The 12,673-nt window shown below is 67.0% G+C and carries 8 protein-coding genes; 4 read left to right on the top strand and 4 right to left on the bottom strand.

All coding sequences use genetic code 11. From position 1 onward, the window contains the following. Window positions 1-36: 36 nt before the first annotated feature. From P5F91_RS21930 to ybaL, 3 genes are all read left to right on the top strand, one after another. The gene (locus P5F91_RS21930) at window positions 37-927 is read left to right on the top strand and encodes an ABC transporter ATP-binding protein (protein WP_277908266.1); all 891 of its coding nucleotides are present in this window, start codon (window positions 37-39) and stop codon (window positions 925-927) included. Between the two features lie 53 nt (window positions 928-980). After that, a complete protein-coding gene (locus P5F91_RS21925; protein WP_277908265.1) occupies window positions 981-4,613 on the top strand; it encodes an ABC transporter permease/M1 family aminopeptidase in 3,633 nt (1,210 codons plus the stop codon). Window positions 4,614-4,806: 193 nt separating this feature from the next. Beyond that, window positions 4,807-6,552 (top strand): YbaL family putative K(+) efflux transporter, encoded by a 1,746-nt coding sequence (gene ybaL, locus P5F91_RS21920; RefSeq protein WP_277908264.1) that lies wholly within the window; start codon window positions 4,807-4,809, stop codon window positions 6,550-6,552. A 54-nt stretch (window positions 6,553-6,606) separates the two neighbouring features. On the opposite strand, the gene P5F91_RS21915 is transcribed toward ybaL, so the two are convergent. Continuing rightward, window positions 6,607-9,936 (bottom strand): S41 family peptidase, encoded by a 3,330-nt coding sequence (locus tag P5F91_RS21915; RefSeq protein ID WP_277908263.1) that lies wholly within the window; start codon window positions 9,934-9,936, stop codon window positions 6,607-6,609. A 310-nt stretch (window positions 9,937-10,246) separates the two neighbouring features. On the opposite strand from P5F91_RS21915, the gene P5F91_RS21910 reads away from it, so the two are divergent. Further along, window positions 10,247-11,131, top strand: coding sequence for a type 2 periplasmic-binding domain-containing protein (locus P5F91_RS21910; RefSeq protein WP_277908262.1), 885 nt, complete (start codon window positions 10,247-10,249; stop codon window positions 11,129-11,131). 22 nt (window positions 11,132-11,153) lie between these two features. Here P5F91_RS21910 and P5F91_RS21905 read toward each other — a convergent pair whose 3' ends face one another. Genes P5F91_RS21905 through P5F91_RS21895 form a run of 3 tightly spaced genes read right to left on the bottom strand, consistent with a single transcriptional unit; the run spans window position 11,154 to window position 12,664 of the window. Next, complete coding sequence (locus P5F91_RS21905) at window positions 11,154-11,612, bottom strand: hypothetical protein (protein WP_277908261.1); 459 nt, start codon at window positions 11,610-11,612, stop codon at window positions 11,154-11,156. Between the two features lie 54 nt (window positions 11,613-11,666). Beyond that, on the bottom strand, window positions 11,667-12,155 hold the full coding sequence (locus P5F91_RS21900) for an arsenate-mycothiol transferase ArsC (protein ID WP_004272607.1): 489 nt from the start codon (window positions 12,153-12,155) through the stop codon (window positions 11,667-11,669). 8 nt (window positions 12,156-12,163) lie between these two features. After that, a complete protein-coding gene (locus tag P5F91_RS21895; protein ID WP_004272608.1) occupies window positions 12,164-12,664 on the bottom strand; it encodes a UPF0262 family protein in 501 nt (166 codons plus the stop codon). Window positions 12,665-12,673: the final 9 nt, after the last annotated feature.

The raw sequence follows: 12,673 nt of genomic DNA, 5'->3' as shown, positions 1-12,673 counted from the left end.
TGATTTGCAGGGATGAACGCGGGGGATACTGAAACCATGCTGCAGATCGACGGTCTGACGCACACCTATGCCAACGGCGTGCAGGCACTGCGCGGCCTGACCCTGGACATTCCCCGGGGGATGTTCGGCCTGCTGGGCCCCAATGGCGCCGGCAAATCCACGCTGATGCGCATCGTCGCCACCCTGCAGCAGCCGACCGGCGGCCGCGTCACCTTCGACGGTGTCGACGTGCTGGCGGAACCCCAGCGTCTGCGCCAAGCCCTGGGTTACCTGCCCCAGGAATTTGGCGTCTATCCCCGCGTGTCGGCGGAAGACATGCTGGACCACCTGGCCGTGCTGAAGGGCCTGGCGGACAAGGCGGAACGGCTGCAGCAGGTCACCGCCCTGCTGCAGCAGACCAATCTGTACGATGTGCGCAAGAAGGCCCTGTCCGGCTTTTCCGGCGGCATGCGCCAGCGCTTCGGCATCGCCCAGGCCCTGCTGGGTGACCCGCGCCTGATCATCGTGGATGAGCCCACCGCCGGCCTGGATCCGGAGGAGCGCAACCGCTTCCACGGCCTGTTGTCGGAGATCGGGGAGAATGTGGTGGTCATCCTGTCCACCCACATCGTCGACGACGTGGCCGATCTGTGCCCGCGCATGGCCATCATCGAGGGCGGGCAGATCGTGGCCCAGGGCGACCCCGCCGCCCTGATCGAGGGCATGCGCGGCCGCGTCTGGCGCAAGGTGGTGGCAAAGGCGGAGGTTGATGCCTACCGCCAATCCCACCAGGTCATCGCCACGCGACTGGTGGGCGGGCGCAGCGTGCTGCATGTCCTGGCCGACAGTGACCCCGGTGCCGGGTTCGAGGCGGTGCCGGGTGATCTGGAGGACGTCTATTTCGCGGCCCTTCACCAGCGACGCCATCCCGCGGTGCTGGCCGCCTGATGCCGCCGGCCCCTGGCCACCCTTATCCTTTTCCGCAACGGACAGGTCACCCCATGGCCGCGCTGTGCCTTATTGCCCGCATCGCCTGGTTCGAGCTGCGCTATCAGCTGCGCCAACCAGCGTTGATCATCAACTTCCTCATCTTCTTCCTCATCACCTTCCTGGCCACGACGGTGGAGCAGATACAGGTGGGCGGCCGCAGCAACGGCGTCCACATGGACAGCCCCTTCGTCGTGCTGCAGATCGCGGGCATCCTCAGCCTGTTCGCCATGACCATGGTACTGCGCGGCCTGACCGACCCGGTGCTGCGCGACGCCGACACGGGCATGGCGGGCATGGTAGGCGCGACCCCGGTGCCCCGTCCCCTGCTGCTGGGCGGGCGCCTGGTGGGCGCCATCATCGCCTGCACCATCGCCATCTCCTCCTGCCAGTGGGGCGTCATCGTCGGACGCCTGGCCTGGTGGGTGGATCCGGAACATTTCGGCGCCTTCCGCCCGCTGGATTACCTGTACGCGCTGGGCGTGTTCAGCGTGCCCAACATGCTGGTCACGGGCGCGCTGTTCTTCGCCGTGGCGGCCTTCACCCGCCGCCAGATGGCGACGTATGTGGTCATGATCGCCCTGATCGGCATCTATGCCGTCAGCAGCAATGCCATGTCCGACCCCAGCTATCGCACGCTGGTCGGTTATCTCGACCCCTTCGGCCTGTCGCCCTACGCCAACATCACCCGCTATTGGACAGTGGTGGAGCGCAACACTCAGCTGCCGCCCCTGGCCGGCATCCTGCTGGCCAACCGGGCGATATGGGTCGGGGTGGGCCTGGCGCTGTTCGGCATCGCGCTGGCGGGGGACGCCTGGGCCCTGCGGCGGGGGCCCCGCCCGCCCGCGACGCCCAAACCGGCCACGGACGCGGCCCTTCCGGCGGCCGTGCTTCGGCCCGTCCCGCCCCGCCTGGGTTTGGGCGCAGCGTGGCTGATGCTCCGCCGCCGCCTGGCGTTCGAGGTGGGCGCCACGCTGCGCAGCCCCAGCTTCTGGATCCTGCTGGCGCTCAGCACCATCAACATGACGGCGTCGCTGCTGCTGCAGAACAAATGGTACGGCACTGAAACCTACCCCGTGACCCGCCTCATGGTGTTGCTGATCCTGGGCACCTTCACCATCGCCCCGCTGGCCATCGCCAGCTATTACACGGGTGAACTGGTGTGGCGGGAACGCCAGGCGGGCATGGCCGACATCGTAGGCGCCACACCGGCCCCCGGCTGGATCTTCACCTTGTCCAAGTTCCTGACGGTGGCCCTGGTCATGGCCGGCCTATGGCTAGTCGCCATCCTGCCGTCGGTCGGGGTGCAGATCGCCCGGGGACCCGTGGCCATCGAGCCCGGCCTGTACCTGACGCCCCTGATGGGCATGGCCTTCCCCGACATGCTGATCGTGGCGGCGTTGACCCTGTTCGCGCAGGTGCTGTCGCCCAACAAGTTCGTCGGCTATGCGGTCATGGTGGTCTACACCGTCCTTCTGGCGACGGCGCAGCGCCTGGGGCTGGAGGACAACCTGCTGCTGTACGGCGGCACGCCGGACCTGCACCTGTCCGATATGAACGGCTATGGCCATTTCCTGGCGGGCCATACCTGGTTCAGCGTCTATTGGGGGGCGGCGGCCGTGCTGTTGCTGCTGCTGACCCATCTGATGTGGCCGCGCAGCCGCACCCTGACCTGGCGCGACCGGGGCCGGGCACTGGTGACGGGGTGGACTCTGCCCACCGGCGCCCTGGCCGGCCTGCTGCTGGCGGCCTTCATCGCCAGCGGCGTATGGATCCACCACAACACCCACGTCCTGAACACCTTCCACAGCCGGGACGGGGATGAGGCCCGCGACGTGGCCTTCGAGCATGCCTACCGCCAGTACGAGACCCTGCCCCAGCCGCGCATCACCAGCGTGTCGGTGGATGTGGACCTTTATCCCGCCGTCCAGGGCTTTGACGCCCGCGGACGCTATGTCCTGGAAAATCACACACCGGCACCCCTGTCCCAGGTGCACATGGTCCTGCCCACGGGCATCGACTTGGGGAAAGCGTCGCTGGAGGGGGCGCGGCTGACCACCGAGGACCACGCGCTGAACTACTACATCTTCACCCTGGATCAGCCGTTGGCGCCGGGGGAGCGCCGGCAGCTGGACTTCACCATCAGCCAGCGCCATCCGGGTTTCACCAACAACGCCCGCGCCCCCATGGTGGTGGATAACGGCAGTTTCATCGGCTATGGCCGCGCGCTGCCCGTCATCGGCTTCACCAAGGCCCGGCTGCTGCAGGACCGCTTCCGCCGCCGGAAGCATGGGTTGGAGCCTATAGACCGCATGGCCAAGCTGGAGGACCAGAGCCAGTGGACGGTGTCGGACCTGGGATCGGACGCCGACCTCGTGGATTTTGAGACCACCATCTCCACCGTGCCGGACCAGATCGCCATCGCACCGGGCTACCTGGAAAAGGAATGGACGGCCAAGGATGCGATGGGCTGCGACCGCCGCTACTTCCACTATCGCACCGACACCCCCATCGCCCATTTCGAATCCTGGCTGTCGGCCCGCTACACCGTGGCGCGCGACACCTGGGGCGAGGGCGACCGCGCCGTCGACCTGGCGGTGTATTACCATCAGCCCCACGCCTGGAACGTGGACCGCATGATGCTGGGCATGAAGCGGGCGTTGACGTACGCCAGCCAGAACTTCGGCCCCTATCAGCACCGGCAGCTGCGGGTGCTGGAATTCCCGGACTACAGCCGCTTCGCCCAAAGCTTCCCCAACACGGTTCCCTATTCCGAGGGCATCGGCTTCGTCAGCGACCTGCGCGACACGACCAAGATCGATCCGGTGTTCTACGTCACGGCGCACGAGGTCGCCCATCAATGGTGGGGTCACCAGTTGATCGCCGCCAACGTCCAGGGCGGCACCCTGCTGGTGGAAAGCCTGGCGCAGTACACCGCCCTGATGGTGATGGAGCATGAATACGGCCCCAACCAGATCCGCAAGTTCCTGAAATTCGAATTGGACCGCTATCTGGGCGCGCGCGGGCACGAGGATCTGGAGGAACTGCCGCTGGTGCGGGTGGAGGGGCAGCCCTACATCCACTACCAGAAAGGCTCGCTGGCCATGTACGCGCTCAAGGATTACCTGGGCGAGGAGACGGTGAACCGGGCGCTGGCCCGCCTGCTGAAGGAAAGCCGGGCTCGCACCGACCGCTACGCCCTGTCCACCGACCTGGTGGCGGCCTTGAAGGCGGAGGCGCCGGACCAGGCAGACCTGATCAGCGACATGCTGGAAAAGATCATCCTGTACGACCTGAAGGTCACGGCCTCGCACGCCGAGACCCTGCCCGACGGCCGGTACAAGGTCAGCGTGACCGTCAGCGCCGCCAAATTCGAGGCGGACGGCCAAGGCAAGGAGGCGCCCATACCCTTCATCGCCATGCCCATCGACATCGGCCTGTTCAGCGCCGAGCCGGGGAAAGGGGCCTTCGGTGACCACGACGTCATCCACCTGGCCAAGCACCCGCTTCATTTCGGCGACCAGACCATCGAGCTGGTGGTGGACAGGAAGCCGGCGTTCGTCGGCGTCGATCCCTACAACAAGCTGATCGACCGCAATTCCGACGACAACGTGGCGCGGCTCGGGTCCGTAAACCTGGGCCCGTGACGGCGTGAACAACGGCAGTGACGGGGGTCCCGGTGCCCCCCGTCACTGCCGTTTCCATTCCGGCCCATAAAATGGCGGCACCAGGCGAATTCCGCCCGTTGCAGGGTGGGATGGGACGGCCCGGCCTGCTAGGGTGCCCCGCGAAGCCGGGGCATATGCCCCCAAAACCATATCCGGAGGCCACCCCCCGCCCATGGTGCATGAGACCCCCCTGATCGCCATCATCGTCGGCGGCCTCGGCTGCGCCTTCGTCCTCGGCGCCATCGCCACCCGCCTGCGCATCTCGCCCCTAGTGGGGTATTTGCTGGCGGGAGTCATCCTGGGCCCGTTCACGCCGGGCTTCGTCGCCGACCAGCACCTGGCGTCGCAGTTGGCGGAGATCGGCGTCATCTTGCTGATGTTCGGGGTGGGCCTGCATTTCTCCCTGTCCGACCTCATGTCGGTGAAGCTGATCGCCATTCCGGGGGCGCTGGCGCAGATCGGCGTCGCCACCCTGATGGGCATGGGCCTGGCCCGCCTGATGGGCTGGGGCCTGGGGGCGGGGCTGGTCTTCGGCCTGGCCCTGTCGGTCGCCAGCACGGTGGTGCTGTTGCGTACGCTGCAGGAACGCCGCCTGATGGAGACGCAGGGCGGCAAGATCGCCATCGGCTGGCTGGTGGTGGAGGACATGGCCATGGTGCTGGCGCTGGTGCTGCTGCCGGCGCTGGGCGACCTGATGGGCGGCATGGGCTCGCCCCCCCTGTCGCAGTTGGCCCTGACCCTGGCGCTGACCCTGGGCAAGGTGGCGCTGTTCGTCGCCCTGATGCTGGCGGGCGGGCGCCGGCTGATCCCCTGGGTGCTGCATCGCGTCACCCAGACCGGCTCACGCGAGCTGTTCCGCCTGGCGGTGCTGGCGGTGGCGCTGGGCGTGGCCTTCGGGGCGGCCGAGCTGTTCGGCGTTTCCTTCGCACTGGGCGCGTTCTTCGCCGGCATGACCCTGGCCGAATCCCCCCTGGCGCATGAGGCGGCAGAGGAATCGCTGCCCCTGCGCGACGCCTTCGCCGTGCTGTTCTTCGTGTCGGTGGGCATGCTGTTCGACTGGCACATCCTGATCGACCACCCGCTGCCCCTGCTGGGCACCCTGGCCATCATCCTGGTGGGCAAGGTGGTGGCGGCCTACGTGTTGGTGCGCGCCTTCCGCCATACCATCCCAACGGCGCTGACCATCGCCGGCGGCCTGGCGCAGATCGGCGAATTCTCCTTCATCCTGGCGGCGTTCGGCGTGGATCTGGGTCTGCTGCCGCCCACGGGGCAGAGCCTGATCCTGGCGGGGGCCATTCTGTCCATCCTTTTGAACCCGCTGGTGTTCATCGGCCTGCAGCGCCTGGCTGCCCACCGCCCGCGCAAGGCGGCGGCCACCACCGGCGAGGCGGAAACGGCGGAGGCCCCGACCAAGGTCAAAACCCTCACGGCCCCCGAACCGACCGCCCTGGCCGACCACGCCATCATCATCGGCTATGGCCGTGTCGGCCGCCTGGTCGGCGAGGCCCTGCGCCAGGACGGCACGCCCGTGCTGGTGGTGGAAGAGGACACCGGCATCCTGGAACAGCTGCGCGGCGCCGGGCAGGAGGTGATTGCCGGCAACGCGGCCCAGCCGGATGTGCTGGCCGCCGCCAACCTGGAGGGCGCGCGGTGGCTGTTCGTGGCCGTGCCCAACAGCTTCGAGGCGGGGCAGGTGGTGGCCCAGGCGCGCAAGCGCAACCCACAGCTGGACATCATCGCCCGCGCCCACACCGACGCCGCCGTGGACCATCTGCGCCAGCACGGCGCCAGCCTGGTCATCATGGGCGAGCGGGAGATCGCCCAGGCCATGCTGTCCCACACCCACGGCCTGCGCATCCCCGACCCCGCCCCCGCGCGCGACGCGCCGCCGGATGGGGCAGTGGCGGAGGCCGTCTGAAAGACTTAGCGGAGAAACGGGCGCGGATGATGAACCACGCCCGTTACCGCCAACCTATCGACCCGTCTCCGGCAGCACCGGCTTGCGGTCCGGGTAGGCCGGGCGGGTGAAGGTCTGCGGCGGGTTCTTGGCCAGCTGGTCCAGCGCCACGGCCACCGCCTTTTCCAGCTGCGGGTCGTGGCCCTGGCGCACCAGGGCGGGGTCCTGCTCCACCTCCACATCCGGCGGGATGCCGATGTTCTCCACCTCCCAGTCGCCATGGGTGCCGTAGAGCGCCCATCGCGGCGCGGTGATGGAGCCGCCGTCCATCAGCGGGGGATAGCCGCCGATGCCCACCAGGCCGCCCCAGGTGCGCACCCCCACCAGGGTGCCCAGCTTGGCCTTGCGGAACAGCCAGGGCAGCGCGTCGCCGCCGGAGCCCGACATCTGGTTGATGATCATGACCTTGGGGCCGTAGATGGCCTGCGCCGGCTCCACCATCTCCTCCCCCTCGCGGGTGGCGTCGATCATCTGCGGCGTCTTCTTCATCTGTTCGACGATGAAGTCCGCGATCTGGCCGCCGTGGTTGAAGCGCTCATCCACGATGGCGCCCTGCTTGCCCACTTGCGAGTAGTAGTAACGATTGAAGTTGGCGAAGCCGCCCGCCGCCGTGTCCGGCAGGTAGACATAGGCCAGGCGCCCGCCCGACAGCTGGTCAACCTTGCGCCGGTTCTCCTCCATCCAGGTGTGCAGGCGCAGCTTGGTTTCCGAGGGCAAGGGCACCACCGTGACCTGGCGCGACCCGCTGCCGTCGGCCTTGGGACCCACGGTCAGCACTGTCTGCTTGCCGGCCGTGCCCAGGAAGTAGCGGTAGACCTCCTGGTCCGCCTTCACCTCGTTGCCATTGACCGCCAGCAACAGGTCGCCCACGGCGACGTTCACACCCGGCTGGGTTAGCGGCGCCCGGGCGCCGGGCGTCCAGTTCTCCCCCTCCAGGATGCGGGCAAACTGGTAGCGGCCGGCCACGACGCGGTAGTCGGCGCCCAGCAGGCCGACGCTGACCTTGTCCTGCTTGGGGAAGGCGCCACCGCCCACGAAGGTATGGCCCAGGCCGATGTGGCCGGTCATCTCCGCGAACAGGGTGTTAAGGTCCACGCGGCCGGCCAGCGCCTCCAGGAAGGGGGCGTAGACCTGTTCGGCCTTCGCCAAATCCAGGCCCTGGGCCTTGGGATCGTAGAGGAAGTCGCGCTCGATGCGCCAAGCCTCGTGGTACATCTGCCGCCACTCGGCCCGGGGGTCGACCCAGACCTGCATCTCGTCCAGCTTCAGGGCGCCGGCCCCGGCGTCGGGCGCCTTGTCGGCACCGTTCACGAACCAGCGGCCGTGCTGGGCGTACAGCACCTTGCGCCCGTCGGCAGAGACGAAGAAGCTGCCGGCGTCCACGCCGTCCACGAACTTGTCGGTCTTGCGCGTCTTCAGGTCGAAGCGCGCGACCTCCAGGCTGGGCGGGCCGTTCTCGTCACCCTCCAGGTAATCCTCATCCGTCAGGGCTACCGGCTGGGCGGCGGCGAAGACGATACCCTCCGTCCCGACCTCGATGCCCGCCAGGTTCACGCGCGGGATGGGCAGGGCCAGGGTGCGCTGGTCCAGGCCGGCGAAGTCGATGCGGACCTCCGCGGCCTTCTTGCCATCGCCCTTCTTGTCATCCCCTTTCTTGTCGCCCTCATCCTGGCCGGACTTCTTGCCGTCGGCGGCCGCTTCCTCGTCACTCTCCGGCGCCAGGGGCGAGGGCAGGTCGCGGCGCAGCACCATGACATAGACGCGCCCGTCGGTGGCGCGGCCCATGCTGGACATGTCCAGCCAGCCCTGGTCCAGGCCATTGTTGGTGAAGGCCACGAAGTACAGGTACTTGCCGCCGCGATCGAAGCGCGGGGAGGTGGCGTTGCTGCGCCCGTCCGTCACCATCTGCGCCTTCTTGTCGGCCAGGCTGTAGACGAAGATGCCGTGCAGGTGGTTGGGCAGCTGCTTGGCGTAGGCGATCCAGCGGCTGTCCGGCGACCAGGCCGGGTTCAGCTGGCTGGCCGGGCTGTCATAGCGGTCGGTGTCCACCTTCACCGGGGTGGGGTGGTCCAAATCGACGACCCATAGGTTCAGCCGCTTGTCGGTATAGGCGATCTTCTTGCTGTCGGGGGACCAGAGGGGGCCGTAGAAATAGCTGGGCGGCTGGCCCAGGCCGATGACCTTCACCGGGCCCAGGCCGTCGGCGGAGCGCAGGTGCAGGGCGTACTCCCCACCCTGGTCGGAGAACCAGGCCACGGTCTTGCCGTCCGGCGACCAGGCGGGGTCGCGGTCGGCCACGCCTGGGCTTTGCGTCAGGTTGCGCACGTCGCCCTTCTCCGCCGGCACGGACAGGATCTCGCCATGCGTCTCGAACAGCACCCGCTTGCCGGTCGGTGAAATGGCCGCGTGCAGGATCTGGCCCGGGTCCAGTGTTTCCAGGTGGGCCCGGGTCTGCGGCAGTTCGCCGGAGATGGTCACCGGCACGGCATGCGCCTGGCGGGTGGTGGTGTCGTACAGGTTCAGGGTGCCGAACTGGTCATAGACGATGCCGCCCGGGCCGGCCGCCGCCGACTGGATGTCGAAGCCCCTCTCATTACGGACAACGGACGTGACCTTGGCCGTCTTGACGTCATAGGCGTAGAGGGCTACCGGCCCCTCGCGGTCCGACAGGAAATAGACGGTGTCGCCCACCCAAAGCGGATTGCGGTCGTTGGAGTTGTCGCGCGGGATCTTGACCACGCTGCTGTCGCTCAGCGCGGCGATCCACACGCGCGAGGTCTGGCCGCCGCGATAGTGCTTCCAGGCCGGCTGCCACTGCGAGAACGGCACGTAGGCCAGGCGCCCGCTGTCCGGGGAATAGCTGGCCTGGAAGCCGGAGGGCAGCGGCAGCTGGGTGGCAGCCCCGCCGGTGACGGGGATGGTGTAGAGCTGATCTAGGTCGCGCGGCGTGGTGCGCGGCGTGCGGAACAGCACGTTCTTGCCGTCCGGCGTCCAGCCCACCGCCACGTCGCGGCCGGGGTGCCAAGTCAGGCGCTGCGGCTGGCCGCCGGTGGCGGGCACGACATAGACGTCGGTGTTGCCGTCATAGGTTCCGGTGTAGGCAACCAGGCTGCCGTCGGGGGAAAAGACAGGGCCGCTGTTCTGCCCCTGCCCCGCCGCCAGCAGGGTGGCCTGTCCGCCCGCACGCGGCACGGTCCAGATCTGCCCGCCGTAATCGAAGGCGATCAGGCTGGCCGACAGGCTGGGATGCTGAAGCATCAGGGGCGGCGGGGCGGTGGCGGGCTTGGCCCCGGGGGACGGCGCTTCGGGCGGCTTCGTCTGGGCCTGGGCATAAGAACCGGACAAGGAAACGGGAACCAACAGGCACGCGAGCGCCACGCCAAGCCAACGCATCAGACACCGCCGGGTTGTGAAAAGGCAGGGAGTAATTGTTCCATACCGTGTCGGCCGGCGCCACGGCGCTTAGACGGCGCGCAACGATTTCTGACGCCGGCACCTGTGAACGATTTCATTTGTCAAAATACGCGCCGCAAATGGTGCCGCCATAAGGCAAGATCAGGGGTCACGCCGCCGCCGGGGGGATGCGGCGCGGCCTGCGGGGGACGGTTCGATGGGGTGGACAAGGGTGGCTACGGCACTGTTGTGCACGGCCTTGGTGACGACGAACACGCGGACGGCGGGTAATGCCGCACCGCCCGCGGATGACGCTTCCCCACCCCCGGCGCGCGCGCGGAACGATGAGGTCTTCACCATCGTCTACCCCCGCGCCACGGAGAGCGCCACCGACCCCCGGGATGAATATCCCCTGGGCCTGCTGCGCCTGGCCCTGGACAAGGTGGGTGTGCGCTACACCATCCGGCCCAGCGCCACGGTCATGGAGCAGGCCCGCGCCGCCGTGGCCCTGCAACAAGGGACGGAGGTGACGCTGATGTGGAACGGCATGTCCGCCAAGCTGGAACGGGAACTGCGGCCCATCCGCATTCCCCTTTTCCGGGGGGTGCTGGGCTATCGCCTGTTCATCATCAACAAGGCGGCGCAGGCCAAGTTTTCCGCCGTCCGCACCCTGGACGACCTGAAGCGCCTGACCGCCGGCCAGGCCCTGGGCTGGCCCGATGTCGACATCCTGCAAGCGGCGGGCCTGCCGGTGGAGGCCTTCCGCTATGATCTGCTGTTCCGCCTGGTGGGCCTGAACCGCATCGACTATTTCCCCCGCGGCGCCAACGAGATCTTCGCCGAGGTCGCTCAGCGCACGCCCGATGTGTCCGACCTGGCGGTGGAAAGCGATCTTGTCCTGGTCTACCCTTTCGACAGCTTCTTCTACACCAGCAAGGCCAACGAGGCCCTCGCCGCCGCCATCGAGAAGGGCTTGATGAAGGCCTATGAGGACGGCACCTTCCTGAAATACTTCAACGACAGCCCCTACATCCGCCAGATGCTGACCGAAGCCCATCTGGACAGCCGTCGCCGCATCGAAATTCCCAACCCGCTGCTGTCGCCGGAGACGGCGGCCCTGCCGGACCGGTTCTGGTATGGACGGTGACGGGAGCGTCCCCTGCCCGTGGTCAAACCACTCCTTGGCGGGTCCTTAGCTCGTAAGAACCACACAATTCCCGAATCAACATCTTCACCTTCTCTGGAGGATCGCAATCCTCGAGATTCTTAAGTGAGAAATAATCTTCTTCGCTTTCAATAAACTTCAGCTTCAATATCTTTTTTATTTCCTTTGAAAATAGATTTTTTATAAAACTAAGGCTAGGAAGCCCATCACTCTGGAGTTTTATGTCAATAATCGATAGTTGGCCAATGGAATTTCTCTCTGTTATTGAAATAGTATCTTCAATTCCAGAGCTCAACATTTTTATAGCACTAGAAATAGATTTGCTTTCCGCTCTTTCGATTTCCCTCATCGGATCAGCTTTCGCCCGCAGCTCCGGCGGCAGCCCCCATATCACGTCGAGGGACCGCTCAAACCACCGACGGTATAAATGGTAATCCGCTGATATCGCTTCCCTCAGACTCATGCCGCCTCCCTGCGATCCTGAACGATGGCGCAGTATCCCACGGGAAATTGGCCCTCACAACACCGGCACAGGCCCCAGCGGGAAGCGCTGCTTGATGCGGGCCAGCAGACTATCGCGCACCTGGCGATAGGCGGCCAGGCGGGTCTCGCGGTTGCCTTCGATGAAGCTGGGATCGAAGGTGTGCCAGAATTCCACGTCGCAGGCGGTGGTGCGGGTCATCTCCACGGCGCGGTGCTGCGCCTCCGGCGACAGCGACACCACCAGGTCGAAGCTGGTGTCTTCCAGCTGGTCGAAGGTCTTGGCGCGATGGCGGCTGATGTCGATGCCCATTTCCTCCATCACCGCGGCGGCGAAGGGGTCGGGGTCGCCCTCGCGCACGCCGGCGCTGTCGACATAGAGGCGATGGCCGTGCAGATGGCGCAGCAGGGCCGCCGCCATAGGCGACCGGATTGAGTTGTGGGTGCAGGCGAACAGCACGCTGGTGATCTGGGCCGGATGCACGGCAGGGGCGAAGGCGGCGAAAGGATCCGGGCGCTCCGCCATCTTTCCCCTCAGCCCCGGATATGCAGGACGCAGATGAGGGTGAACAAGCGGCGGGCGGTGCCATGGTCCATGGTCACCTTGGCGGCCAGCCGCTCGCGCAGCAGGTCGGAGCCCTCGTTGTGCAGGCCCCGCCGGCCCATGTCGATGGCCTCGATCTGCGACGGGCTGGCGGTCTTGATGGCCTTGTAATAGCCCTCGCAGATCAGGAAATAGTCGCGGATGACCGTGCGCAGGGGCGTCAGCGGCAGGGTGATGCGGTCAACCTCCGCATCTCCCTCGTCCCGCAGGTCGAAGACCATGCGGTTGTCCTCGATGGACAGGAACAGGCGATAGGGCCCGGCGTCCGGATGGTCCACCAGCTGAAACTGCTGGTTTTCCTCCACCAAGTCGAACAGTGCCACCGCCCGCTCATGCTCCACCTCCGGCCGGCGGCGGATGGCCGTCTGCTCCACCAGCTCGACGTGGACGATGCGCTGGCGGCCAGCGTCCGGCTTCGGGGCATCCGACATCCGGGCGTT

The organism is Nitrospirillum amazonense (assembly GCF_029594735.1).
GTDB lineage: Bacteria > Pseudomonadota > Alphaproteobacteria > Azospirillales > Azospirillaceae > Nitrospirillum > Nitrospirillum amazonense.
This window is presented reverse-complemented; position numbering and strand designations above follow the sequence as displayed.

What these genes read in the sequence shown, in the direction of transcription:
- P5F91_RS21930 (WP_277908266.1), top strand. Translation starts at nt 37, where the DNA reads ATGCTGCAGATCGACGGTCTGACGCACACCTATGCCAACGGCGTGCAG.
- P5F91_RS21925 (WP_277908265.1), top strand. Translation starts at nt 981, where the DNA reads ATGGCCGCGCTGTGCCTTATTGCCCGCATCGCCTGGTTCGAGCTGCGC.
- ybaL (WP_277908264.1), top strand. Translation starts at nt 4,807, where the DNA reads ATGGTGCATGAGACCCCCCTGATCGCCATCATCGTCGGCGGCCTCGGC.
- P5F91_RS21905 (WP_277908261.1), bottom strand. Translation starts at nt 11,612, where the DNA reads ATGAGTCTGAGGGAAGCGATATCAGCGGATTACCATTTATACCGTCGG.
- P5F91_RS21900 (WP_004272607.1), bottom strand. Translation starts at nt 12,155, where the DNA reads ATGGCGGAGCGCCCGGATCCTTTCGCCGCCTTCGCCCCTGCCGTGCAT.
- P5F91_RS21895 (WP_004272608.1), bottom strand. Translation starts at nt 12,664, where the DNA reads ATGTCGGATGCCCCGAAGCCGGACGCTGGCCGCCAGCGCATCGTCCAC.